The organism is Paraburkholderia edwinii, from assembly GCF_019428685.1.
GTDB lineage: Bacteria > Pseudomonadota > Gammaproteobacteria > Burkholderiales > Burkholderiaceae > Paraburkholderia > Paraburkholderia edwinii.
The window spans coordinates 2,304,725-2,328,549 of sequence record NZ_CP080096.1 but is presented as its reverse complement, the minus strand read 5'-3'; the positions used below and the strand labels follow the sequence as shown (position 1 = coordinate 2,328,549).

The following is a 23,825-nucleotide window of genomic DNA, read 5'->3' as shown; positions in this document are numbered from 1 at the left end:
AGCGGCGGGCGGGCCATCGGCATACACGGCGCCGCACGCAAACATCGTTGTAACCGCAACGAAAGTCTTAAGCATTGCGCACCTCGCCATTCGCATCGACGCGCCAGTTCTGTATGCCGTTGTAGTGATACTGCGAGTTCACGCCGCGCGCCGCGACGAGCGCGTCGTGCGTCGGCTGCACATAGCCGGTTTCATCGGTTGCGCGGCTTTGCAGTTGCGCGGGGCCGCCGTCCCATTGCCAGTCGGCTTCGAAGCGCGTCAGCGCGCGGTCGTGCACGGCGCCGACGAGGCGCGCGGGGCGCCACGTCTTGCCGCCGTCGCTGGAAACGTCGACGGTACGGATCCGGCCGCGGCCCGACCACGCGAGCCCGCTGATCGCGTAGTAGCCGTGCGCGGTCAGCTTGTGGCCGGGCGACGGTCGCGTAATGACGGACTTCGCATCCATCTCGAACACGAATTGCCGCGCGAGTCCGTCGGGCAGCAGACCCGTGTACTTCGACGTTTCCTCGCGCGTCATCTCGGGCGCCGTGATCAGCTTGAGCCGCCGCAGCCATTTGATATTCGTGTTGCCCTCGAAACCCGGCACGATCAGCCGCAGCGGATAGCCGTTTTCGGGCCGCAGACGCTCGCCGTTTTGCGCATAGACGATCAGCGCGCGCTCCAGGATGCGCTCGAGCGGCAGGCTTCGCGTCAGCGCCGCACCGTCGGCGCCTTCGGCAAGCAGCCATTTCGCGGAAGGCGAGATGCCGCTTTCGTCGAGCAGCGTCGACAGGCGCACGCCGGTCCATTCGCAACACGACAGCAAGCCATGCGTAAACTGCACGGGCAGGCCACTCGGCCCTTTCCATTCGCTACCGGTATTGCCCGAGCATTCGAGAAAGTAGATATGTGATTCGGACGGAAAGCGCATCACGTCGTCGACCGTATAGATGCGCGGCTCGCGCACGAGCCCGTGCACGACGAGCCGATGCTGGTCCGGATCGATGGCCGGCACGCCCGCATGATGCCGTTCGTAGACAAGACCGTTCGGCGTGATGCCGCCGTAGAGGTCCGCGAGCGGTGTCATGGCCGAGCCGGAGCCCGGCATGGCGGGAGCGCGCGCCACGCGGCGGATCACGTCGTGCTCGAACGACGCGGGCTGACCGTAGGGCGGCGCGACGAGCGGCGCACCCGGTTCGAGCGTCCAGCCGGCGGGTGCGAGCGGGCGCTGCGATGTTGCGGCGGCGCCGGATCCGGCTTCGGTTGCGGCCCACGCGCGAGGCACGGGAACGGCGGCCGCGACGCCGCCGGCCAGTCCTCCGGCGAGGCGCTTCAATGCACGCCGGCGCATGCGCGACTCAGGCGATGATGCAGTGGAATCAGGAGCGTTGTTCATCGGTGTATCAAGCGTGAAGAAGACTCGCTTCGCGTGGTGAAGATAAACGGTTAGCACACGACGTGCCGCTCGAACCGGAAGCACCCGCATTCGACCGCAGGCGGCGATGCGGTTGCTGCATGGCTGCCGGTAATGAACAAGCGGCGTGAACCAGCGCGTGCGAGCCGGTCATCGTAAGGCGACCGCGGCTGTACGCAAAAGAACGATTGCTTCAAACGATATTCCCGGTTCGCCCGTGTGCATGGCACGCCGCGCCGTGCCGCGCCCGATCGGCGAAAACGGCGTATGTTAGAGACCTTCTCATTGCTGACGGCGCACGTGCGTCTCGACACCATGACATCGACCCGCCGGCTTCACCTTGGCGCTTTCATGCGGCCTGTCAGTCTTCACACGGGCTCGTGGCGTTATCCGGGTGCCTATCCCGATGCCAATTTCAACTTCGCGCATCTGGCGCGCTTCGCGCAGACCCTCGAGCGCGGCCGCTTCGACGCATTCTTTATGGCCGACCATCTGGCGGTGCTAAACATGCCGGTCAATGCGTTAAAGCGCAGCCACACGGTGACCTCGTTCGAGCCCTTCACGCTACTATCGGCGCTGTCCGCGGTGACCGGGCGGATCGGTCTGGTGGGCACGGCATCGACGACCTTCGACGAGCCGTATCACGTCGCGCGCCGCTTTGCGTCGCTCGACCATATAAGCGGCGGCCGCGCCGGGTGGAATCTCGTGACGACGGCGAACCCGGATTCCGCGCTCAATTTCGGGCTTGACGAGCATGTCGAACATGGCGAGCGCTATCGGCGCGCCAGAGAGTTCTACGACGTTGTAACCGGCTTGTGGGATAGCTGGTCCGACGACGCGTTTGTGCGCGACGTCGAAAGCGGCATCTTTGTCGACCCTGAGAAAGTTCATGTGCTCGATCACAAAGGCGAGCATTTCCGCGTGCGCGGGCCGTTGAATATCGCGCGGCCGGTGCAGGGCTGGCCTGTCGTGGTCCAGGCGGGCTCGTCGGAAGCGGGGCGTCAGGTCGCGGCCGAAACCGCCGATGCGGTGTTCACCGCGCAGCCGAACCTCGAAGCGGGCAAGCGTTTTTATGCGGACGTGAAGGGCCGGCTCGACAAGCTCGGGCGGCCGCGCGAGCATCTGAAGATTCTTCCCGGCGCGTTCGTCGTGGTCGGCGATTCGCTCGAGGAGGCGCGCGAGAAGCGCGCGTTGCTCGACACATTTGTCCACTACGACAGCGGCATCGCATCGCTATCGATTGCGCTCGGCCACGATGTGTCGGGCTTCGATCCCGATGGTTTGCTGCCCGATATTCCCGAGTCGAATGCGAGCAAAAGTTCGCGCGAACGCGTCGTCAACTGGGCTCGCGCGGAGCAGTTGACGATCCGGCAGCTTGCGCAGCGCCTCGGCGGCTACTCGGGGCTCGAGATGGTCGGCACGCCGGCGATGATTGCCGATCAGATGGAGCAGTGGCTCGTCGAAGAGGGCTCTGACGGGTTCAATGTGATGTTTCCGTATCTGCCGGCGGGCGTGGACGAGTTCGTCGACAAGGTGGTACCGGAGCTGCAGAGGCGCGGCATTTTCCGGCGCGAGTATGAGGGCTCGACGTTTCGCGAGCACCTCGGGCTGGCGCGCCCGGAGAACCGGTTTTTTGCTGCCGCGCAGGGTCGCCGCTAGCCGGGGCGCGTTAGCGTTTATCGGCTTGCGGCGAACAGAAGCGACAGTCCGGACGCCAGCATCAAACCGTCTACCACCACCTTGAAGTGATGCGCCGACATCCGTGCAACGATGCGGCGCGCTCCGAATGTGCCCAGCATGACGGATGTTCCGGTGATCAGTCCGTTCGCCACAATGCGCGTGGACAGCGCGCCGAACTGCTCGAAGACGGCCACTTTCGTGCCGTATACGCCAAGCGATGCGGCGGCCTCGGTTGCCAGAAACGCGCCCTTTACGAGGCCATAACCGACGAAGACGGGCACCGTGATTGGCCCGGTCGAGACGACGATGCCCGTGAGAAAACCAACCACGCCGCCGATCAGCGCAAGATGTAGCAGGGTAAAGCGGAACGATTCACGGCGCGAAAGCCAACGGCGGGCCGGCACCATCGCGACGAAAAAGAGGCCCAGCGCGACATCGACGGCGCGCGGCGGTAAGGAGAGCAGTGTGCGGACCCCGAGCATCGCGCCGGGTATCGCGGTGACGCAGTAAGCGGCGCACGCCTTCCAGTCGATCTGGCGCCACCACGACAGCACCTTGCCCAGATTTCCCATGATCGCCGCGATCGCCATGATCGGCACCGCCGCGCGCGGGCCATAGAGGATGACGAGCACGGGCATCAGCAGCATGGACGAGCCTGTACCCACTACGCCGCTTAGCAAGCCGGCCAGCAGGCCCACGCCGAGTATCAGCAGATAACCCACTCGTCCCCCTCTTCATTTGAATTCGCCTCGTATGATGAGGGGGGCGATAGATTCATACAACCGAAGTTTTCTGGCGCCTCGCGTCAGAAAAACTCACGTATGGCCAGCGCGTTTCCGGTCGAGGCCTGAGCGACCCGGGCGACGTCACCCCTTCGGGGCTTCGATCATCTTCCATCCATTGCCCGCGGGGTCGCGAAAACCCGCGTCGACGCTGCCGTAGCGGTCGACGGGCTCCTGCGTGAATTCGACGCCGCGCGCTTTTAGCTGCGCATGGCTCGCGCGGCAGTCGGACACAGAAAGCACGAGCGGCGGCATCGCACCCTTCGCGACCATGGCGCGCAGCGTTTGCGCGGTCGCGTCGTCGTGAATCGGCGGGCCCGGTGTGAAGAGGCCGAGCTGGAACGACGGTTGGTCCGGATGCTGGACCGTGAGCCACCGGTACGGTCCGTTGCGGACATCGGTGTGCACGCGAAACCCGAGCTTGTCGACGTAAAACGCGAGCGCTTCGTCCTGGTTGTCGACATACAGGCCCACCACATTGACGCCTTCGTTCATGGCATTTCCTCCTTGTTGAGTGATGGCGGCAGGGTATCGCCGGCGCCGCGGCGGCGCTTCTCCAAAACTGCGATCGTGAGGTCGGGACGCTGCGCGGCCTTCAGCACGCAGGCCGGCACACGGTCGAGCTGGCTCATGTCGGCGCGCGCATCGTCGCGCATCGTGCTGGGGCTTTTGCCCGTGACGTCGTGGAAGATGCGGCCGAAGGTGCCGAGGCTTTCCCAGCCGGTGGCGAATGCGATGTCGGTGATGCTGAGGTCGGTGTCGCGCAGTAAGGTGGTGGCCTGCTCGATGCGGCGCGTCAGCAGGTAGCGGTGCGGCGGCAGTCCAAAGGCCCGTTTGAACGAGCGCGCGAAATGCGCTTCGGAAACACCGCTGACCTCGGCGAGCCGTTTAACGGGCCACGCCTCGTGCGACGCGGCGTCCATGCGGTCTTTCGCGCGCAGCAGACGGCGCAGCAGGGCGGGGTCCTCGAGTGCGTCAGTGTCGGGCGCTTGAGGCGGCAAGGTTGGCGGCCGGGTGCAGTGGTTGCTCGAGGGCATCAGTACAGTGTCGCGAGGCGGGCGGGTCAGCCGCTAGTTTAGTCTCACCCGCAGCCACCCCCTGACACCGAACTGTTGCGATGCACCGGTATGATCGCGCGCATCGCAACACGCCCCCTCAGTATCATGCTCGTCAATTTCCCCGCCGATGTGCGTAACTGGCTGCTCGCCGAACTCGCGCGCGGCACGCCGGCGCCGGCCATCAGTGCGCAGCTGCAGGCGCAAAACGTTCCCGCGCAATTGGCGGAAGCACTCGTGACCACGGTCGCACGCGCGGTCGCCGCCGGCGATCCCCCGCCGGCCGGTCAATTAAGAATAGATGACACCGCGTTTGCTGCGCTGCCATATCAACCCGAACCATTGCATCTTGGAATCGCATCCGTGCTCGACGGCGGCGATCGCCGTGTCGACGTGCTCGCGCGTCTCGAACGCCCGACCCTGGCGTTACTCGGTAACCTGCTCGACCACGACGAATGCGCGGAACTGATCGCGTACGGCGCGCCGCGCCTCGAACCGGTGCGCGTGGTCGACCCGCAAAGCGGCCAGGATGTGATCGACGAGCTGCGCAATAGCGAAGGCGTGTTTTTCCATTTCGCGGAAACACCGTTAATCGCACGTATAGAAAAGCGCATCGAGCGCATAACGGGAATTCCCGCCGAAAACGGCGAGGGCATTCAGTTATTGCGTTATCGACCAGGTGCGCAACATACCCCGCATTTCGATTTTTTATTCCCGGGTATTGAAAAAAATAGAAAATCAATTGAGCGCAGTGGTCAAAGAATTGCCACATTGATCATGTATCTGAATAACGTCGAGGCAGGCGGGGAAACGTTATTTACCGAATGCGGCTTTTCGGTGCTGCCGCGTAAAGGCAATGCCCTGTACTTCCAGTACGGCAATCGGCTCGGCCAGACCGACACGGCGTCCGCGCATGCGGGCACCCCGGTCGTCGCCGGTGAAAAGTGGATCGCCACCAAGTGGCTGCATCCGCGCCGTTTTGTCACGCCCGGCGCGGTGCAGCCCCCGCCCGCTTACTGATCGAGCCAGACGCCGACGAAGTCGCGCGTGTTGCCGCCGGCGATGGTGCCGTGCTGCACCAGCGCGATATGGCGTACACCGTCCGGTGTCTTGTAGAGGAACGGGATGATCCAGTCGCCGTTGTTGCCGCCCGCCGACTCGGTCTCATTCAGCGATGCCGGAGGCGAAATGACGGTCGGCGTGGTGCCTTTGCGTACATCGGTGATGCTCAGGTTGGCGGCGCCATCGATCGTCAGCACCGAGTGTTGCGTCTGCGGCGTCGGCAAACCGTCGCGCAGACAGTTCTCGTAGTAGGTCGGGAACGTGGTGCCCAGAAGCAGGGAAACATCCTTGATCGGCGAGCCCGCAATCGCTACGACCTTCGACTTGAGCACCTGGTTGGCCGCTTGCGGGTTCGACTGTCCGCTCGCATCGGGCTCGCACGCCTGGATGATCCCGGGGAACACCACCGGCTGCTGCGCCGTGATCACGCCTAGCGTGACGCCCAGCGTCGGCGTGCCGCTCACCGTCATCGCACCGTCGTTCGCCGCGTCTGGCGTCAACGTCGCATAGTCCACCGAGTTGATCGACAGCGTGCCGGTGGCCGCCTTGGGCTGCCACGTCATCAGTGCCGGCACGCCGTTGAGACCGGCATCGGTATCGCGTACGGCCGTGAAGATCTGCGATTGCGCAACCGGTGGTGGCGCGGCCGGCGTACTGGCGCTTGCCGGCGCCGAAGCCGGCGAACTAGGCGAATCGTCGCCGCCGCATGCCGCGAGAGAAAGCATAACCGCGAGAGCCGGTACGACCGCTACTGCTTTTATAGACCGCATTGCTGTCCTTTTTTATATGAATCGATAAGAAAAATTAATTAATTCCTATCGATTTTGCCTGGGGGGATGGAATTAAATCGGGCCGAAGTTTAGGTTTCTTTTGTGACAAAGAAGCTTCCATTACATGTCTATATCAAGACAATACGATTCTCCTGGGCTATGTCGGAATCGTCACAAAAAATTAATCAACATGTATGGATAATCCGCCCCGCCATCGGCCATGTACCGCCGGTTGACGTCATCGCGCCAGGCGCGGATGTAGACGAGCTCGATCCCCCCGATCCATACGGAGCAAAAGAAAAAATGTCCTCTCGCATTGAAACGCAGCCGCGGCAGAGGCGGCGCGCCATCGCTGCATCCGCATCCACGCTGTTCGTGATGGCTGTCGCGCCCGCGCTGCTTGCCGCATGCGGCGGCGACGATTCAGGTTCGAATCCGTCGAACACGCTGGCCCTGACGCAGAAAGTGCAGGGCAAGATGGTCGCGCAGTACCCGAACGTGACGGTCTGCAGCGACAACAACAACAACGGCGCGTGCGACAGCAACGAGTCGACCACGACCACCGACGCGCATGGCAACTTCACGTTGGCCACGAGTTCGCTGAACCTGCCGATCGCCGCCATCATTCCGGCGAACACCCCGTTTATCGACCCGGCCACCAATACCTCGAAGACCACGGCGAAAGCGATGGTGCTGCGCGCGCCCGCGGCCGCGAATACGTCGCTGAGCCCGCTTTCGACGGAAGTGGTGCGCGAGATGGCCGAGAGCAATATCGACGAACCGACCGCGGTCGCGAACATCGCCGCACGCATTGGTGTCGCGCCGGCCGACGTGCTGGCCGACCCGTCGACGATTGCCGACGCGACGAAGAAGCAGGCGCTCGCCGTCGAATCGAACATCGTCACGAACCGCTTCCAGCTCGCATCGACGATGGTTGCGCGCGGCGACGTATCGCCGACCACGGGCAAGCCGATCGCGATCGCCGAAGCCGAGCAGACCGCGTTCAACCTCGAAAACGTGCCGCGTTTCGACAACCTGTTCGTGATCATTCTCGAGAACCACACGAACAGCGCGATCGACGGTTCGCCGTCGGCGCCGAAGATCACCGCGCTGCTGAACGAAGGCAACCGCGCGACGAACTACTATTCGACGGGGCAACCTTCGCAGCCGAACTATATGGCGCTCGGCTCGGCCGACGACTTCGGCGTGACCGACGATTCGGCGTGGTGGTGCATGCCGACCGGCGACACGCGCGATGCGCCGACCGACGGCATTCCTACCGGCCAGAACGCGTGCAACAACGCCACGGTCCACAACATCAAGAACGCGCGCAACATGTTCACGACGCTGAAAAACGCGGGCATGACGTGGCGCGTCTATAACGAATCGATGACGCCGGGACAGGACGCACGCGTCAACAGCTCGTCCAGTTCGACCATCATCGCGGCGGACAACAACGATCCGACCATCCTGCTGCCGCGTCCGGGCAGCCTGTACGCGCTCAAGCACAACAATGCGGTGACCTTCGACGACGCGCGCAACGATGGCGAGTTCCAGCAGGAAGTGCGCACGATGGGCGGCGGTCAGTGGGACGCAGCGGCAGCCGCGACGGCGCCGTCGGGCTGGAACTTCGATCAGCTGGGCACCGATCTGCAGACCGGCGATGTCGGCAACCTGAACTACCTCATTCCCGATCAGTGTGACGACATGCACTCGGTGACGCCGAAGGACGTGACCGGTACGAAGACGGCGACCGACTGCTCGGGCGGCAGCGCGAACATCGTGCGCGGCGACAACTACACGGCCGCGCTCGTGCAGAAGATCCAGGCGTCGCCGCTGTGGGCGAACCGGAACAAGCGGGTCGGCATTGTCATCACGTTCGACGAGGGCAATGGCAATTTCCCGGGCACCGCGTCGTGCTGCGGCTGGAATGCGACGGGCACCGCGGTCAACGCGCAGGTTGGCGAGCCGGCCACGATCACGCAGCCGGTCGTGAACTATGGCAAAGGCAACCAGGGCAACGGACCGGTCATTTTCGGCGTGTTGACGAACCAGTCGAATGCGCCGACGGGCCTCAAGGACACCGACCAGTACAGCCACTTCTCGTTCGTGCGCACGATGCAGGACATGTTCGGTCTCGCCGACCCCGGCGTGCCGACGAGCTATATGAACCGGTCGAAGTACACGCAGTCGTTTATCGCCGCGAACCTCGTTTCGATGCCTGAGTTCCAGGGCAGCATCGATCCGCACTACGACTCGGTGCGTCCGATGTCGACGGTGTTCTCGCTGAAGAAGGGCAGCTAAACCGCGAGGCGGAAAACGAAGCGGTCCGCGCGGATGCAGGATTCGCGCGCGGCATCTTGCGTGCGGCCCGTGTGGGCCGCACGCGATATTCACTGGAAGAGATATGCGCATAGCGTTGCTCGCATGCGTCGTTGGCGCCGCGCTGATTGCCGCGGCGTGCGGCGGCGGCGATAACGACAGCAGTCAATCGCAATCGGCGTCGGCTCCCGGCGGCGCATCGGCGCCGAACGCCACCCCGCCGTTGAGCCTTGCCGCTCAGGTTGGCGCAAAGATGTTTTTCGACAAGACGCTGTCGGGCTCGGGCGCGATTTCGTGCGCGACGTGCCACAGCCCCGACTTTGCTTATGGCCCGCCGAACGGGCTCGCGGTGCAACTGGGCGGTGTGGACGACAACACGCCCGGCGTGCGCGCCGTGCCGTCGCTGCGCTACAAGGAGTTCACGCCGGCGTATGCCGATCTGGCCGATAACCCGGACGGCGTCACGCCGCCGGGGCCCGGCGGCGGCTTCACGTGGGATGGCCGCGTCAGCACGCTCGCGGACCAGGCGAAGATTCCGCTGCTGTCCACCTTCGAGATGGCGAACAGCAGCCCCGATGCGGTGGTTAACGCGATCAAGGTCGGCCCTTACGGCGCGCTCTTCAAGCAGGCCTTCGGCAACAACGCGTTCGACGATCCGGCCAATGCGTTCAACCTCGCGGTGTCGGCGCTGCAAAAGTACCAGCAGGAAGACCCCGACTTTCATCCGTACACGAGCAAGTTCGATGTGCTGCGCCACAATCGCGGCAATTATCTGACCGCTCAGGAAATGCACGGCCTGCAGCTTTTCAACGATGAGAACAAGGGCAACTGCATTGCGTGCCATCTGAGCGGCAATGCGGCGGGCGGCAGCGTTGCGCCGTTCACCGACTACTCGTTCGAGGCGGTCGCGGTGCCGCGCAATATGGACATTCCCGCAAACGCCGACGCGACGCACTTCGACATGGGCTTGTGTCAGGCCGCGGAAACCGGCCATACGCCGGCCAATTCCGCGAAATTCTGCGGCATGTTCAAGACGCCGACGCTGCGCAATGTCGCCACGCGCCAGACGTTCTTTCACAACGGCGTGTTTCATACGCTGCGCGATGTGGTCGAGTTCTACAACAAGCGCGATACGAACCCCGAGCTGTTCTATTCGAAAGCGTCGGACGGCAGCGTCAATATCTACGACGACCTGCCCGCGCAGTATCAGCCGAACATCGATATGACGGTGCCGGTCGTGCATACGCGCGGCGCCGCACCGTCGATGACGGAGCAGGACGTGGACGACCTTGTCGCGTTCCTCGGCACGCTGACCGACGGCTTCCAGCCGCCCGCGAAGTGATGCCGATAGCAGTGCGGAAAGCCGACTCGGCAAATCGGTAACGAATGAATCGCGCGCCTTCGTTGCGCGCGCAACCTGATGTGGAGCAGCGCGTTGAAGATGAAGAAGCTGAACGGATGGGCGGCGCTTTGCCTGCCGTTATTTTTGTTTGCCGGGTGCAGTACGCACAATGATGAGCCGAATCGAGAGAACTTCACGTCCGCGGTGTCGAAGTTTCTCGATGCGCACGGCGATATGTGCATCGGCAAGGTGAAGTGGCCGATCGATATCACGAAAGATGAAGCCAACGAGCACACCGCGAATTCGCTGCAGTTGCCTGTGCTCGAGAAAGTCGGCCTCGTCAGCCGGCAGCAGATCTCCGATTCGACGATGCGCTATACGCTCTCGGACGAAGGCAAGAAGTACTACCTGCACAAGGAATTGCCGAGCATGTCCGCGAACGGCACCGTCACGATGCACGAGGGCGACCTGTGCTACGGCAAGCTGCACGTCGACAAGGTGATCGGCTGGGAGCCGCCGCATACGGTCGACGGCGTCGAGCGCACGGTGATCACGTACACGTACACGATCGATCCGGCGCCGTGGACGAAAAACGCCGATGTGCAGCGCGTGTTTCCGGTCGTGGCGATGGTCGTGCGCAGCGGCGGCACGCTGCAGCTGAAGCAGGTTGTCGTGCTGAAGAAGGACGGCTGGGTAGGCGAGATCGGCTATAGCTGACGCTAAGGAGGCGGGCGCCGCGTGCCGGATGACGCGGCGCTTTTGCGCCGTGGCGCCGCGGCACGGACGCGTGGTTCAGGCTCAGGCGCCGCCTTCGTCGAGCGCCATATCGGCCATCAGTTCGGCGGCGAGCGATTCGAGCAGCGTACGCAGCGCGTCGATCGACAGCGCCGCCGGCACGGCCAGCACGGCCTTGACGCCGAACTGATGCGGTCCGACCGACGCATGCGCGAGCTCGGTGCTCAGTTCCTCGATGCTGATGCTGTGCGCCGACAGGCTCGCGGACAGATCCTGCACGATGCCGGGACGATCGGGCGCGGTCAGTTCGAGCGACACGCGCCGCAGGCCGTGTCCGAGCGGCGGCAGGTCGCTGCGCGCGATCACGAGGCGCAGGCCCGCGCTTTCAAGGTCGCGCAATGCGGTGGTCAACGCATCGGCGTGACGTTGCGCGACTTCGAACTGCACCATGCCCGCGAACTGGCTGCCCAGGCTTGCCATGCGGCTGCCGGTCCAGTTCGCGCCGAACGCGCGGGCGCGCTCCGAAAGCAGGTTGACGATGCCGGGGCGGTCGGCGCCGATCGCGGTGACGACGAGCGAGGCGAGCGGCCCCGACGGTTCTTCGGTCAATTCGATGCGGCGGCGAATGATCGGCGCGCGCGTGGCGAATTGCTCGTCCTGCGTGTGCGCCGGCAATTCGCCGTGATCGCGCGCGTGATGCACGACGCGCAGCAGCAGCGCGAGTCCCATCGGCGCGAGCGCGCGCTCCCAGAGTTCGCGCGCGGTTTCGCCCTTTTTGACGAAGCACCAGTCCTGCGCGGCGATCGCGCCCGCATCCCAGCCGTGCGCGAGGTGATAGATCGAACCGCCGGCGATCGGGTCGCCTTCGAGTATCGTCCATTCGACCGCCGCGATACCGCGGTGGCGCGGCAGCAGTGAAGGGTGATAGCCGACGCCCCCGAGGCGCGAGCGCGCCAGCGCTTCGTCGTTGACGCGCGCATGCGTGTGGGCGGCGATGATCAGGTCGGTGCCTTCGGGAATCGCGCTGGCTTCGACGAGCCTGGGGTTGTCGTGGATCGCGGTCGGCAGGCCGGCTGCACGGCCTGCCGCAGCGAGGCGGTCGTCGGCGGCAGGGGCGACTACGCCGGCAATTTCAATGCCGTCGGCGCGAAACGCTTCGAGCACCGACGCGCCGAAATAGCGGGATCCCACGATTGTGCATTTCATTAAGCTGTCTCCATCCCATTCTGGCTGGTTGCGAGATGCGCCGGCATTCGCATCGCGGCGGATGCGCCGCATCGGGTCCGGCTGATCGCGGACATTGTCGACGATTTGGGAGGCGGTGTCGAACGGGCGCGCTTGCGGCGCGGCGCTTTGTCCTGAGGCGATCGGCGCGCCGCGGGGCTCTTGTTAGCGGGCCACGAGCATACGGCCGCCGAGCGCGACGAGCAGAACGCCGACCGCTCTGTCGAGGGCCGCCTTGCGGCGAATCAATATCTGGCGCACGGCGGCGTGCGAAGCGAGCAGCGCCATGGCGCAATACCAGCCGCACGAAATGACGATCGCGAGCGCGACGACGGTTGTGTCGAACCACGTCGGCGCACGCGCGGGCACCATCACCGCAAAGATGCTGCCGTAGAACGCAACGGCCTTGGGATTCGTCATGCTGACGAGATAGCCCTTTTTGGCCGCGGCCCAACCGGAAGCGGCGGTCTGTTTCTGTTCATCCAGCGGCTGGGATTGGCGCGCGGTCCAGACCATTTTCGCGCCGATCCAGATCAGATAGGTGGCGCCGGCTAGCCGCAGCGCGGTTTCGATCCAGCTTACATGCGTGACGACGAAGCTCAGCCCGGCGATAGCAATCAGCGCCCAGGTACCGGAGGCCGCGGCAAGTCCGAGGCTCGTGGCAAGACCGGCGCGCCGCGATGCGACCGCGGTCGATGTGACGATGACGAAGTTCGGCCCCGGGGTCGCAATGCTCAGCAGCAGTACGCCGGCAAGCGTCAGCAAGGTGGCGAGTTGATCCACGATCGGTTCTCCGCACGAAAGCCGCATTGTCGACGATATGTCGCGGGCTGTCGAACGGTGGACAGTTCGTCAGCCTTTGGGTCTGGCATCACCCTCCAGCTCGGCAAACTCGAACACATTTCCCCAAGGGTCCGAAACAAACGACGCGCGTTTCACACCGCTGCCAGGCGGCCCGACCGGCATTTCGACCAGCACGGTGACGTCGTGCTGCTTGAGCTTCGTCATGATGTCGTCGACGTTGTGCACATGCAGGCAGACATGATGGAGGCCTCGCCTCGCGAGCGGCGAGCCTTCCCCGGCTTCGTCGCGCAAGCCGCCGCCGATCACTTCGATAATCGGCGAGTCGGAACCCTCAGGCGACATCCAGACGAATTGCATGCCATTGAACGGAAATTCTCGTTGAACGCGAAAGCCGAGCATCGAAGCGAGCCAGTTTTTGTACGCTTCGGCGTCCGGTACGGTCAACGCGACATGGTGGATGTAGCTCGTGGCGAATGGCGATGAGTTCATCGATGACGATCCTGGAGAAGCGTGAGTGTTCGCGCGACGTTGCGTTGCCCGATCTGCGGCTTGCCGCGCCCGAACGAAGAACCATCGCAGCATCGGTGGCCGTCGGCGTGCATAGCGCGAATATTCGGACATACACGCGAAAGTGCGGTTTTCAGCGTGTCGATCCGTCTATATCTATAGGGAGACGGGCACGTGAGCTGCTTGCTATCAGGCCCATCTCGATGTGACGTGCGGGGCTTCGGCGTCGGAGCCGGTCAAGCTGGTATTTCGCAATGCGTCGGGCGTTCACACGGTCGTGCTGACGCCGACGAAGTATTGAGGCGGCGCGTAGCCCGCTTTCAGCGCCAGCCGCAGCGCGCCGCTCCATTACTGCGTCGCCGCCGCGGGCGTAGCAGTCGTAGCCGCCGCTGCCGCCGTTCCCGGCGTCCAGCGATAGATGACGAGGTTCGAGTCGTTGTAATTGTCCTTCGTCACCACATACTCGCCCGTCGAACGCAGATACGCACGCACGCCATACATCGAATCGACATTGGCGCCGAGGCTCACCTGGGTCGGATTCGTATTGGCGAGCGTCATGTCGAGCGAGCCCGACGTCAGATTGTAGGCGTCGATATTGGGCGACGTGATGTAGCCGACGAACAGATAATTGCCCGCCGCCGCGATCGACTTCGGCTCCACGCCGCTCGGAAACGTGATGACTGGGTTCGGCGTCCTCTGGTTGCCCGCTGCCCAGCCGTGATAGACCTCGATGCGATTGCCCATCGACGTGTAGTCGGCGCTGCCGATCGCGCCTTGGCCGAGAATCATCGTGTCGCTTTCTGCGAGATAGACGATGCGCGTCAGCGGCCGGATCGAAACCGGCACGAGCGCTGTGATAGCGGGTCCCCAGGCCGGCTTGCCGGTCGCATCGATGCCTGCCAGCGGATAGTGGAAGATCTGGTTCGTGCGATCGAGGCCCGCCCAGACGTCGCCTTTGCTGTCGAGGCTGAAGCCGCCCGTGACCGGGCGCGTCGTACCGAATATGGCGCCGGGCAGCGTGGCGTCCGGTATCGCGATATAGCCGCTCTGCGGACTGAAGTGATAAAGGTAGAACGTCGCCGGGTTCTGCCCCGATGCCGCGAGAATGCGGTTCGGGCCCACGGCGGCGAGCTGCGCGAAGTGCGTATCGCGCTCGGGGTTGTTGATGTTCAGGCGCGGATCGTCGAAGTACGTGATCGGGTCCACCGTGTTCGCGACCAACGTGCCGCCGGTTGAGCCGCCCGCGGTGCCGCCGTAGACATTCGTGCCGCCGAAGAAAAGCGCACCGTCGGTGAGCGGGTCCGGCGCGCCGTTGCCCTCGAAGTTCAGCGATTGCAGGGTGGTGGTGAGGTTGCCCGCGGCGTCGTACACGTGAATATTGGTCGCGCCGTTGCGGCCCAGGTCCCAACTGCCGCCCCATGGGTTGTCGAGTACAGCCAGGTTGCCGGCGGCATCGCGGCCGATGCCGACCACACGCGTAAAGCGCTTTTCGCTGACTTGCCCTTTGGCGGCGGTCGTCGCGTCGAGAAAGCCGCCTTGCACGCCGAACGTGCCGACTTGCGTCGGTTTGCCGGCAACGCCCGCAAACAGCTTGATATTCATGTCCGGCCCTTCGTCGCCCACCATCAGGCGGCTCGACCTGAGATCGAAAAACAGCGCGGACGGTTTCGCGCCGGCGGACATCTGGATCGTGTTCATCGGTGCGCCGGCCGGACTGAACTCGGCGATGCGGCCTTCGTTCTTCTGCGCGACCCAGATATTGCCGGCGCTATCGATCGCAAGGGCGCCCGGATCCTGCACGCTGATGTCCTGCTTCCAGACGCCATCGGTCGTGTACAGGCGCACGCGGTTGCCCGGGTTGTCGCTGGCGACGAGCAGCGAGTTCGCGGTCGCACAGCCGGTGATCACATCGCCGCGCGCCACGTTGGTCGCGGCGCTGACCTGAATCTTGAAGTCCTGGGCGCCCGTTGCGCGGTTATAGCGGCCGAGATAGCCGCTGCCGAAGTTTCTGCTGAACTGCAAGGCGGCGAACAGCGACGTGTTATTGCCGGTGATGCAACTGCCCTGGAAGTCGTTGTGAAGGCCGATCGAGCCCACAGTCTTGCCGTTCTGATAAACCGATATGCCGCCATAGACCTCGTCCCACAGAGACGCCGTATAAAGGGCGCCGTCGGCGGCGACCCACATCGAGCGCGCGGTATTGCCCACATGGGTGCTATCGGTGCCGAAAGTATTCGCGACCCAGTCGGTCGTGTATTGCGCGTAACCCGGCGGAGTCATTGCGATACAGAGCGTTGCTGCAATGAATACGGAGCTGAGTCGTTTCATAGCGGATGACTCCTGCACGGCCGACGGTCGATGGATAAGGAAATCGATGCAATGAATAAGCGCGGGCGAAAAGATATCAGGCTGGATGCGAGTGCCGATATCGCTGGCATTCGAATATTTTCAGGATTTTATTGTCGCTTGAAAATATTCGTATGAATGAAAAATATTTGGCATTGGACGCAGCGGGCAGGCCATTGCCTTGGGCGGTGCGAAAATACATGTGCCCGTTTTTGTCGGTTAGCATTACGGAAATTCGCATTCAAAAGAATGCCGGCCGCATAAGACCCGGAAATTCATGATTGATCGCGCGTTCGCTATTTGGAAAATAAGCGCCGTCTAATGCGAATCGGGTGAAAGGCGATAAATGATGTTAGAAAATGCGCGAAAAAATCATCGGGCAGGATAGCAAATGGCGCAATAAATACCTGCTTGCGTATTGATTTCGCAGGACGCACCGATAGAGCGGTGTTCGCGCCGAAAAGGCTAAAGCCTGAGTGGGCTGCGTTCGTCCGTCATCGCGGCACCTCTGCGGCGCACGCGGACGGACGCAATCGCGTCATTTTCCGGCGGTGTCGTCAGGCGAGGGGCGGGCGTCAAGCTTGAGTTGCATGAAATCGAGATCGAGCCACGCGCCGAACTTCATGCCGACTTCCTTCAGCAGGCCGACATGCTCGAAGCCAAGCTTCTCGTGCAGCCGGATCGACTCCGCGTTATTCGCCGTGATGCCGGCCACCATCACGTGTTTGCCGATGGCGCGCGCGCTGTCGATCAGCTTCTCCATCAACGCACGGCCGACGCCTTTGCCGCGCTGGTCGCGACGCACATAGACCGAATGCTCCACGGTGTGGCGGTAGCCGTCGAATGCGCGCCAGTCGCCGAATGACGCGAAGCCGACCACCGTCCCGCGATCGTCCAGCGCAACGAGCACCGGGTAGCCGGCGTTCTCGCGCGCGGACAGCCACGCCGCGCGGTTGACGCGGTCGACGGTTAGATCATTCCAGATCGCGGTGGTGTTTAGGACGGCGTCGTTATAGATCGCCGTAATACCTTCGATGTGATCCGGACCCGCATGACGGATCTCCATTTGCAGCTCCCCGCGTTAATCCACTATAGTAGTACGAGTGTACATGATAATAGATAACGTAGATGGACGATGTCGATGAACGAATCGGCGCGCGTGTCCGGGCCGAACGGGAGGCGCGTGGCTGGTCGCTTACTTTGCTCGCGGAGAAGTCGGGCGTGTCGCGGGCGATGATCCACAAGGTCGAGCGAGGCGAGAGCAGTCCGACGGCCTCGTTGCTGGCCAAGCTGGCCGGCGCGTTCGGCATGACGATGTCGGCGCTGATGGCGCTCGCGGAACTCGAAGAAGGGCGCCTGCTGCGTGTGGCGGACCAGCCTTTGTGGGTCGATCCGCAAAGCGGCTATTTGCGGCGGCATGTCTCGCCGAAATCCGCGTCTGCGCTCAACCTCGTGGAAATCGATCTGCCGCCGGCCGCGGTGATTCCCATGCCGGCCGCCGCGTTTCGGCATAAGCAGCAGTTGATCTGGGTTCTGGACGGCGCGCTGGTATTTATCGAAGGCGCGGAACGTCATGAACTGAGCGCGGGAGATTGCCTCGAACTCGGGCCGCCGAGCGATTGCGTGTTCAGAAACGAAAGTTCGTCCACCTGCAAATACGCGGTGGTTATCGCGCGCAACGGCTGAATGCCTTGGCTCACGCCTCGCCGCCCTCCGCTTGCGTTTCGCTCACAATCCATTGGCTGAACGCGCGCATCGCCGGCGTGGCCGGTTTGCCCTTTTGCGACGTCAGCCAGTAGCTGCCCGCTTGCACGTCGATATCGAATGGCCGGGCAAGGCGGCCCATCGCAAGATCGCGTTCGAACATCGACGCGGGCGCGAGCGCTACGCCCGCGCCTTGCATCGCCGCTTCCACCATCAGGCGCGACGAATCGAACACGGGGCCGCGCACCGCGCGCGGCGTGAGGCCTGCCGCGTCGAACCAGTTTGACCAGTCGTCGGCGCGATATGAACGCAACAGCGTTTCGCTCGCGAGGTCCGCGGGGGCGCGTAGACGTTGCGCGATATCGGGCGCGCACAGCACGGAAAGCGGCGCGTCGAACAGCTTTAACGCGCGCGAGCCCGGCCATGTGCCGTCGCCGAAACGGACCGCGAAATCGAGGCCTTCGCCGGCCAGATCGACGAGATTGTTGTTCGTCATCATCCTCAGTTCGACGAACGGATGAGCGTCATGAAACGACTTCAGACGCGGCATGAGCCAGCCGACCGCGAAGGTGCCGACGGCGCCGACCGTCAACACCTGGTGAAAATGCCCGCCCTCGAATTGCCGCAATACGGCTTCGATGCGATCGAAGGCATCGCTGAGCACGGGGCGCAGTGCGAGCCCTTCGTCGGTAATCGCGAGGCCGCGCGGCAGGCGTTTGAAAAGCGTCGCGCCGAGCCGCTCTTCGAGCATACGGACCTGCTGGCTGACCGCAGCTTGCGTGACGTTCAGTTCGAGCGCAGCGCGCGTGAAACTCAAATGCCGGGCCGACGATTCGAACGCGCGCAGCGCGTTTAAAGGCAGATACGGTCGCATGATCGAGCCATTAGATTTTCTGGGGCAGCGGGCAATTTATCATCGTTTGTCAGCGTGCGGCGAAAACGCGATATTGGCGGCACTTCAAGGAGCGACAATGATTACGCGGCGCGGATTCACGATGACGGTATCGGGTGGTGGGTTAGCTGGGGTTGCGGCTCGGGCGGGCGGCGCGAAAGCGGTCAGGGTGCTGTCGGTGCTTGGCGCGTTATGCATCGCGCCCGGTGTCAGCCATGCGAATGCGGTTGCGGCGACGGCGGAGGGCGGCGCCACGAGCGGCGGCGGTCCGGCGCGCAGCCGCATCGAGCGCGCGGTGGACGAAGCGATTCGCCCGATGATGGCGAAGGACGGAATTGCGGGCGTCGCGGTCGGCATCGTTGTCGACGGCAAGCCTCAGGTGTTCAACTTCGGCGTCGCGTCGACGCAAACGCGCAAGCCCGTGACGAACGACACGCTGTTCGAGATCGGTTCGGTGAGCAAGACTTTCACGGCCACGCTGACTTCGTGGGCGCAGGTGAACGGCCAATTGTCGCTGTCCGATAGCGTCGACAAGTATCTGCCAACGCTGCGCGGCAGCCCGTTCGGTAAGGTGAGCCTGCTCAATCTCGGCACGCACACACCGGGTGGACTTCCGCTGCAGGTGCCCGATGAAATCGAGAACGACGCGCAATTGATGCGCTATTTCAAGGCATGGCGTCCGCAGTATGCGCCGGGCACGTACCGGACCTATACGAATCCGGGCATCGGCACGCTCGGTATGATTGCGGCAAAGAGCATGAACGAGGATTTCACTTCGCTGATCGAGCAGCGCCTCTTTCCGGCACTTGGCTTGAAACATAGCTTCATTGACATTCCTGTCGAGCATGCAGCCGACTACGCACAAGGCTATACGAAGGACGGCAAACCGATCCGGTTGAAGGGCGGCGAACTCGGGCCCGAAGCATACGGCGTCAAGTCGACGGCGGCAGACATGCTGCGCTTTATCGAAGCCAATATGAACCTGGTCAAGGTCGATGCGCCGCTCCAGCGCGCGATCATCGACACGCACACCGGTTACTTCAAGGCAGGACCGATGACGCAGGATCTGATCTGGGAACAGTACCCGTATCCGGTCACGTTGAACGCATTGCTCGAAGGCAATGCGCCATCGATGGTCACCAATGGGATGCCGGTGACCGCGATCGATCCGCCGCTGCCGCCGATGGACAACGTCTGGATCAACAAGACCGGTTCGACGAATGGTTTCGGCGCTTATGTCGCATTCGTGCCGGCAAAGAAGCTAGGGATTGTGATTCTCGGCAACCGCAATTATCCGATTGCCGACCGCGTTGCCGCCGCGCATAAGATTCTTACGTCGCTTGAGGGCGACGGACAGTAAAGGTAAAGGTAAAGGCCAAACAAGCGCCCGTCAGGCACGCCACGCTTCGCCCGCAGGAAAGTCGTACTTCTCGAGCGAAGCCGCGTGCATCTCGATGCTGTACCCTGGCAGTTGCGGAGGCATATAGCGGCCGTTGCGAATCACGACCGAGTCGACGAAATGCTCGTGCAAATGATCGACATATTCGAGCACGCGGTTTTCGAGCGAACCCGACACGCAGATATAGTCGAACAGCGAAATATGCTGGACGTACTCGCATAACCCGACGCCGCCCGCATGCGGGCACACAGGCACGCCGAATTTCGCGGCCATCAGCAGCACGACGATCACCTCGTTCAGCCCGCCAAGACGGCAACTGTCGATCTGGCAAAAGTCGATTGCCTTCGCCTGAAGCAGTTGCTTGAACATCACGCGGTTGTGGCAGTGCTCGCCGGTTGCGACGCCGATCGAGCCGAGCCTTTGACGAATCGCCGCGTGGCCGAGGATATCGTCGGGGCTCGTCGGCTCCTCGATCCACCACGGGTTGAATTCCGCAAGGCGCCGCATATTCGCGACCGCCTCGTCGACGTCCCATACCTGGTTCGCGTCCATCATCAGCTTCAGGTCGTCGCCGATTTCTTCGCGCAGAATGCGTGCGCGACGCACGTCTTCTTCGAGATTGCCGCCCACTTTCTGCTTGAAATGCGTCCAGCCCTGCGCCACGCCTTCACGCGCAAGACGGCGAATCTTGTCGTCGTCGTAACCGAGCCAGCCGGCCGATGTCGTATAGGCGGGATAACCCTGGGCGAGCATTTCCTTTTCGCGCTCGCCTTTTGTCTTTGCATGCCGATGCAGTATCGCGAGCGCTTCATACGGCGTGATTGCATCGGTGACATAGCGGAAGTCGAGGCAGCGCACGAGCTCTTCGGGGCTCATATCGACCAGCAGCTTCCACACCGGCTTCCCGGCCGACTTCGCCCACAAGTCCCACACCGCATTCACGACGGCGGCCGTTGCCAGATGAATCGCGCCTTTGTCCGGGCCGATCCAGCGTAACTGACTGTCCGACGTGAACGCGCGCCAGAACGCGCCCATATTCGCGGTGATCTGTTCGAGCGTCTTGCCGACGATAAGCGGCGAGAGCGCGTGCACAGCCGTCACGCAAATTTCATTACCACGTCCGATCGTAAACGTGAGGCCATGGCCGGTCAGCGCTTGCGGCGAATCGGTTTCGAGGGTGACGTAAGTGGCCGAATAGTCGGGCGCCGCATTCATGGCATCGGAGCCGTCGAGCGAGCGCGAAGTGGGAAAGCGGATGTCCCGAACGGACAGTTTGGTGATCGTGGTCATCTGAGCATCCTCCGGGGCGGTGGCGGAAACGGCCTGGGTGTTTCAGGCCTTAGGGCTTCAGGATTTCCATCATTTGGGACTGGCGGGCTTAAGCGCGTTCAACGCCATAGCAAAAGCGAATCTGCTTCGCTGTGCGCATCGTTGCGCATAACTGCTTAGGGGTGCGCTAGGGATTTGCACTCGTTGACAATGCAGTATCTGTTTTTCTAGCATGCTAGCATGTCCTTACGAAATCAAGCGCACGCCGTGAGTTCTCCAACCGATGCAGCGAGTGCCGTGAATAGCCCGTATGTCGCACTGCAAAAAATCAAGGGCGGCGAACGCGGCAGCTTGACCGATGCAGTGGAAGAGGCGCTAAAAGAAGCGATCGTTACGCTCGCGCTCGAGCCGGGAATGATGATCGACAAGATGGCGGTCTGCGAACGGATGGGCGTCTCGCGCTTTCCGGTGTCGGCCGCTCTGGCGAGGCTCGAACATGCGGGTCTCGTCGAGGTTTTGCCGCAACGCGGCACACGCGTCAAACCGATCGGTATCGACGACATTCGCCAGCATCTGTTTATTCGCAGTGCACTCGAAGTGGAAACGGTACGCGGCGTCGCGGCCATGCATGACGAAGGGACACTTGCCGCGCTGGCGGCCAATCTCGAGAAGCAGCGCAGTCTTGCCGGCACGGGAGAACGTCTCGCGTTTCATGTGCTCGATCTCGCCTTCCATGAAATTCTGCTGGACGCGGTCAAGCTGCCGCGTGTGAAAGAAATCGTCGCGGTATCGCGCAATGCGCTCGACCGCGCGCGGCAATTGCTCGCGAGCCCCGAACGCCTCGCGCATACCTTCGACGAACACGAACGCATCTACAACGCGCTGCGCGCGGGCGATGCCGACACCGCAGCCAAAGCGATGCACGACCATCTGGATCAGGTCGTCGCGGAATTGCACCGGTCCGCCAAGGTAAGACCGGACGTATTCGAGCCTTAAATCACCATGAATCCACTCATTTCCGTCAGCAGGCTCTGCAAAAGCTTTCCCGGCGTGAGAGCGCTTCACGAGATCCAGTTCGACGTGATGCCCGGCGAAGTGCACGCCTTGATGGGCGAGAACGGCGCCGGCAAGTCGACGCTGATGAAGATCCTCGCCGGCGTCTATACGAAAGACACAGGCGAGATTCTTTACGACGGTAAGCCTGTCGAATTTTCGAGCCCGCGCGACGCGCAAGCCTTGGGCATCGGCATCATTCATCAGGAACTCCAACTGATGAATCATCTGACCGTCGCGCAGAATATTTTTATCGGTCGCGAGCCGCGCTCGCGTTTCGGGCTTTTCCTCGATGAGGACAAGCTCAACGCGCAAGCGCGCGAGATTCTCGCCCGCATGCATGTGAATATCGATCCGCGCACGATGGTCGGCACGTTGACGGTGGCAAGCCAGCAGATGGTCGAAATCGCCAAGGCGCTGTCGTTCGATTCGCGCGTGCTGATCATGGACGAGCCGACGTCGGCGCTCAACGACACCGAGATCGCCGAACTGTTTCGCATCATCCGGCAGCTCAAGGAGCGAGGCGTCGGCATCGTCTATATCTCGCACAAGATGGACGAGATCAAGCAGATTTCCGACCGTGTCACCGTGATGCGCGACGGCGAATATGTCGATACCGTTTCCGCGCACGACACGACGATCGAAGCGATTATCGGCATGATGGTCGGCCGAAAACTGGCCGACGTCGAACGCATCGAGCATGTCGAAGCGCAGGGCGATATTGCGCTCGAGGTCCGGCATCTCGTCGCGGGACCGCTGGTCCGGGACGTGAGCTTTACCTTGCGCAAAGGCGAGATATTGGGCTTTGCGGGCTTGATGGGCGCGGGGCGCACCGAGGTGGCGCGCGCGGTGTTCGGCGCGGATCCGGTCGAATCGGGCGAGATTTTCGTCAAGGGCGCCAAGGCATCGATCAGGAAGCCGAGCGATGCGGTCAAGCGCGGCATCGGTTATCTGTCGGAAGACCGCAAGCGCTTCGGCATTGCAACCGGCATGGACGTCGAATCGAACATCGTCATGTCGAATCTCGGCAAGTTCCTGTCATGCAACATGTTCCTGCGGCGCGCTCAGATACGCAAAACAGCGCTGCATTTCATCAAGCTGCTGGCCATTCGCACACCGTCCGCCACTCAGGAAGTCCGGCTGCTGTCGGGCGGCAACCAGCAGAAGATCGTCATCGCGAAATGGCTTGAGCGCAATTGCGACGTGCTGTTCTTCGACGAACCCACCCGCGGCATCGACGTCGGCGCCAAAAGCGAAATCTACAAGCTGCTGCGCGCGCTCGCGGCCGAGGGTAAGGCGATCGTGATGATTTCGTCGGAGCTTCCCGAGATTCTGCGGATGAGCGATCGCGTGGTGGTGATGTGCGAAGGGCGTATAACCGGCGAGCTGTCCGCAAGCGAGGCGACCCAGGAACGCATCATGCACCTCGCGACGCAGCGCGAGAGCCTGAAAGCGGCATAAGCAAGACAAGAGTCCAAACGAGGTT

21 protein-coding genes are annotated in these 23,825 nt (G+C 62.7%); 9 read left to right on the top strand and 12 right to left on the bottom strand.

Annotated elements, in window-relative coordinates:
- Nucleotides 1-67: 67 nt before the first annotated feature.
- A complete protein-coding gene (gene soxC / locus KZJ38_RS32035) occupies nucleotides 68-1,375 on the bottom strand; it encodes a sulfite dehydrogenase (protein ID WP_246641869.1) in 1,308 nt (435 codons plus the stop codon).
- A gap of 333 nt (nucleotides 1,376-1,708) precedes the next feature.
- Between soxC and KZJ38_RS32030 the strand changes: the two genes are divergently transcribed.
- Complete coding sequence (locus KZJ38_RS32030; RefSeq protein WP_219801059.1) at nucleotides 1,709-3,052, top strand: LLM class flavin-dependent oxidoreductase; 1,344 nt, start codon at nucleotides 1,709-1,711, stop codon at nucleotides 3,050-3,052.
- Nucleotides 3,053-3,069: 17 nt separating this feature from the next.
- Here the strand turns inward: KZJ38_RS32030 and KZJ38_RS32025 are convergent, their stop codons facing one another.
- From KZJ38_RS32025 to KZJ38_RS32015, 3 genes are all read right to left on the bottom strand, one after another.
- The gene (locus KZJ38_RS32025; protein WP_219801058.1) at nucleotides 3,070-3,795 is read right to left on the bottom strand and encodes a sulfite exporter TauE/SafE family protein; all 726 of its coding nucleotides are present in this window, start codon (nucleotides 3,793-3,795) and stop codon (nucleotides 3,070-3,072) included.
- 144 nt (nucleotides 3,796-3,939) lie between these two features.
- Nucleotides 3,940-4,350, bottom strand: a complete 411-nt coding sequence (locus KZJ38_RS32020) for a VOC family protein (protein WP_219801057.1) — start codon at nucleotides 4,348-4,350, stop codon at nucleotides 3,940-3,942.
- Nucleotides 4,347-4,892 (bottom strand): helix-turn-helix domain-containing protein, encoded by a 546-nt coding sequence (locus tag KZJ38_RS32015; protein WP_219801056.1) that lies wholly within the window; start codon nucleotides 4,890-4,892, stop codon nucleotides 4,347-4,349. The genes KZJ38_RS32020 and KZJ38_RS32015 overlap by 4 nt, the downstream gene beginning before the upstream one ends.
- Nucleotides 4,893-5,018: 126 nt before the next feature.
- Between KZJ38_RS32015 and KZJ38_RS32010 the strand changes: the two genes are divergently transcribed.
- Nucleotides 5,019-5,930, top strand: a complete 912-nt coding sequence (locus tag KZJ38_RS32010) for a 2OG-Fe(II) oxygenase (protein WP_246641868.1) — start codon at nucleotides 5,019-5,021, stop codon at nucleotides 5,928-5,930.
- Here the strand turns inward: KZJ38_RS32010 and KZJ38_RS32005 are convergent.
- Nucleotides 5,924-6,697 carry a hypothetical protein gene (locus KZJ38_RS32005; RefSeq protein ID WP_219801054.1) on the bottom strand — a complete coding sequence of 258 codons (774 nt, stop codon included), beginning with the start codon at nucleotides 6,695-6,697 and terminating at the stop codon, nucleotides 5,924-5,926. The genes KZJ38_RS32010 and KZJ38_RS32005 overlap by 7 nt on opposite strands.
- A gap of 348 nt (nucleotides 6,698-7,045) precedes the next feature.
- Here KZJ38_RS32005 and KZJ38_RS32000 point away from each other — a divergent pair, with 348 nt between their 5' ends.
- The 3 genes from KZJ38_RS32000 to KZJ38_RS31990 all read left to right on the top strand — a co-directional run bounded on the left by KZJ38_RS32000 (nucleotide 7,046) and on the right by KZJ38_RS31990 (nucleotide 11,123).
- Nucleotides 7,046-9,046 (top strand): alkaline phosphatase family protein, encoded by a 2,001-nt coding sequence (locus tag KZJ38_RS32000; RefSeq protein WP_219801053.1) that lies wholly within the window; start codon nucleotides 7,046-7,048, stop codon nucleotides 9,044-9,046.
- Nucleotides 9,047-9,149: 103 nt separating this feature from the next.
- On the top strand, nucleotides 9,150-10,406 hold the full coding sequence (locus tag KZJ38_RS31995; protein WP_219801052.1) for a cytochrome-c peroxidase: 1,257 nt from the start codon (nucleotides 9,150-9,152) through the stop codon (nucleotides 10,404-10,406).
- 99 nt (nucleotides 10,407-10,505) lie between these two features.
- Nucleotides 10,506-11,123, top strand: a complete 618-nt coding sequence (locus KZJ38_RS31990) for a hypothetical protein (RefSeq protein ID WP_219801051.1) — start codon at nucleotides 10,506-10,508, stop codon at nucleotides 11,121-11,123.
- An 81-nt stretch (nucleotides 11,124-11,204) separates the two neighbouring features.
- Here the strand turns inward: KZJ38_RS31990 and KZJ38_RS31985 are convergent, their stop codons facing one another.
- From KZJ38_RS31985 to KZJ38_RS31965, 5 genes are all read right to left on the bottom strand, one after another.
- Nucleotides 11,205-12,347 carry a formyltransferase family protein gene (locus KZJ38_RS31985; protein WP_219801050.1) on the bottom strand — a complete coding sequence of 381 codons (1,143 nt, stop codon included), beginning with the start codon at nucleotides 12,345-12,347 and terminating at the stop codon, nucleotides 11,205-11,207.
- A gap of 183 nt (nucleotides 12,348-12,530) precedes the next feature.
- On the bottom strand, nucleotides 12,531-13,175 hold the full coding sequence (locus tag KZJ38_RS31980) for a LysE family translocator (protein WP_219801049.1): 645 nt from the start codon (nucleotides 13,173-13,175) through the stop codon (nucleotides 12,531-12,533).
- A gap of 42 nt (nucleotides 13,176-13,217) precedes the next feature.
- Nucleotides 13,218-13,658 (bottom strand): VOC family protein, encoded by a 441-nt coding sequence (locus KZJ38_RS31975; RefSeq protein WP_219801048.1) that lies wholly within the window; start codon nucleotides 13,656-13,658, stop codon nucleotides 13,218-13,220.
- A 366-nt stretch (nucleotides 13,659-14,024) separates the two neighbouring features.
- The gene (locus KZJ38_RS31970; RefSeq protein WP_219801047.1) at nucleotides 14,025-16,004 is read right to left on the bottom strand and encodes an NHL repeat-containing protein; all 1,980 of its coding nucleotides are present in this window, start codon (nucleotides 16,002-16,004) and stop codon (nucleotides 14,025-14,027) included.
- 556 nt (nucleotides 16,005-16,560) lie between these two features.
- Nucleotides 16,561-17,088 (bottom strand): GNAT family N-acetyltransferase, encoded by a 528-nt coding sequence (locus KZJ38_RS31965; RefSeq protein ID WP_219801046.1) that lies wholly within the window; start codon nucleotides 17,086-17,088, stop codon nucleotides 16,561-16,563.
- A 62-nt stretch (nucleotides 17,089-17,150) separates the two neighbouring features.
- On the opposite strand from KZJ38_RS31965, the gene KZJ38_RS31960 reads away from it, so the two are divergent.
- Nucleotides 17,151-17,708, top strand: a complete 558-nt coding sequence (locus tag KZJ38_RS31960; RefSeq protein ID WP_219801045.1) for a helix-turn-helix domain-containing protein — start codon at nucleotides 17,151-17,153, stop codon at nucleotides 17,706-17,708.
- Between the two features lie 10 nt (nucleotides 17,709-17,718).
- Here KZJ38_RS31960 and KZJ38_RS31955 read toward each other — a convergent pair whose 3' ends face one another.
- Nucleotides 17,719-18,600 carry a LysR family transcriptional regulator gene (locus KZJ38_RS31955; RefSeq protein ID WP_281425843.1) on the bottom strand — a complete coding sequence of 294 codons (882 nt, stop codon included), beginning with the start codon at nucleotides 18,598-18,600 and terminating at the stop codon, nucleotides 17,719-17,721.
- A 190-nt stretch (nucleotides 18,601-18,790) separates the two neighbouring features.
- Here KZJ38_RS31955 and ampC point away from each other — a divergent pair, with 190 nt between their 5' ends.
- Entirely contained in the window at nucleotides 18,791-19,978 is a 1,188-nt protein-coding gene (ampC, locus tag KZJ38_RS31950; protein WP_425518429.1) for a class C beta-lactamase, read from the top strand.
- 30 nt (nucleotides 19,979-20,008) lie between these two features.
- Here ampC and KZJ38_RS31945 read toward each other — a convergent pair whose 3' ends face one another.
- Nucleotides 20,009-21,307, bottom strand: a complete 1,299-nt coding sequence (locus KZJ38_RS31945) for an L-fuconate dehydratase (protein WP_219801044.1) — start codon at nucleotides 21,305-21,307, stop codon at nucleotides 20,009-20,011.
- A gap of 246 nt (nucleotides 21,308-21,553) precedes the next feature.
- Between KZJ38_RS31945 and KZJ38_RS31940 the strand changes: the two genes are divergently transcribed.
- Both KZJ38_RS31940 and KZJ38_RS31935 read left to right on the top strand, forming a co-directional pair.
- A complete protein-coding gene (locus KZJ38_RS31940) occupies nucleotides 21,554-22,282 on the top strand; it encodes a GntR family transcriptional regulator (RefSeq protein ID WP_246641866.1) in 729 nt (242 codons plus the stop codon).
- A 6-nt stretch (nucleotides 22,283-22,288) separates the two neighbouring features.
- A complete protein-coding gene (locus KZJ38_RS31935; protein WP_219801042.1) occupies nucleotides 22,289-23,800 on the top strand; it encodes a sugar ABC transporter ATP-binding protein in 1,512 nt (503 codons plus the stop codon).
- Nucleotides 23,801-23,825: the final 25 nt, after the last annotated feature.

Coding starts and splice junctions, on each gene's coding strand:
- soxC (WP_246641869.1), bottom strand. CDS start 1,375: ATGAACAACGCTCCTGATTCCACTGCATCATCGCCTGAGTCGCGCATG.
- KZJ38_RS32030 (WP_219801059.1), top strand. CDS start 1,709: ATGACATCGACCCGCCGGCTTCACCTTGGCGCTTTCATGCGGCCTGTC.
- KZJ38_RS32020 (WP_219801057.1), bottom strand. CDS start 4,350: ATGAACGAAGGCGTCAATGTGGTGGGCCTGTATGTCGACAACCAGGAC.
- KZJ38_RS32015 (WP_219801056.1), bottom strand. CDS start 4,892: ATGCCCTCGAGCAACCACTGCACCCGGCCGCCAACCTTGCCGCCTCAA.
- KZJ38_RS32010 (WP_246641868.1), top strand. CDS start 5,019: ATGCTCGTCAATTTCCCCGCCGATGTGCGTAACTGGCTGCTCGCCGAA.
- KZJ38_RS32005 (WP_219801054.1), bottom strand. CDS start 6,697: ATGCTTTCTCTCGCGGCATGCGGCGGCGACGATTCGCCTAGTTCGCCG.
- KZJ38_RS32000 (WP_219801053.1), top strand. CDS start 7,046: ATGTCCTCTCGCATTGAAACGCAGCCGCGGCAGAGGCGGCGCGCCATC.
- KZJ38_RS31995 (WP_219801052.1), top strand. CDS start 9,150: ATGCGCATAGCGTTGCTCGCATGCGTCGTTGGCGCCGCGCTGATTGCC.
- KZJ38_RS31990 (WP_219801051.1), top strand. CDS start 10,506: ATGAAGAAGCTGAACGGATGGGCGGCGCTTTGCCTGCCGTTATTTTTG.
- KZJ38_RS31985 (WP_219801050.1), bottom strand. CDS start 12,347: ATGAAATGCACAATCGTGGGATCCCGCTATTTCGGCGCGTCGGTGCTC.
- KZJ38_RS31980 (WP_219801049.1), bottom strand. CDS start 13,175: ATGCGGCTTTCGTGCGGAGAACCGATCGTGGATCAACTCGCCACCTTG.
- KZJ38_RS31975 (WP_219801048.1), bottom strand. CDS start 13,658: ATGAACTCATCGCCATTCGCCACGAGCTACATCCACCATGTCGCGTTG.
- KZJ38_RS31970 (WP_219801047.1), bottom strand. CDS start 16,004: ATGAAACGACTCAGCTCCGTATTCATTGCAGCAACGCTCTGTATCGCA.
- KZJ38_RS31965 (WP_219801046.1), bottom strand. CDS start 17,088: ATGGAGATCCGTCATGCGGGTCCGGATCACATCGAAGGTATTACGGCG.
- KZJ38_RS31960 (WP_219801045.1), top strand. CDS start 17,151: ATGGACGATGTCGATGAACGAATCGGCGCGCGTGTCCGGGCCGAACGG.
- KZJ38_RS31955 (WP_281425843.1), bottom strand. CDS start 18,600: ATGCGACCGTATCTGCCTTTAAACGCGCTGCGCGCGTTCGAATCGTCG.
- KZJ38_RS31945 (WP_219801044.1), bottom strand. CDS start 21,307: ATGACCACGATCACCAAACTGTCCGTTCGGGACATCCGCTTTCCCACT.
- KZJ38_RS31935 (WP_219801042.1), top strand. CDS start 22,289: ATGAATCCACTCATTTCCGTCAGCAGGCTCTGCAAAAGCTTTCCCGGC.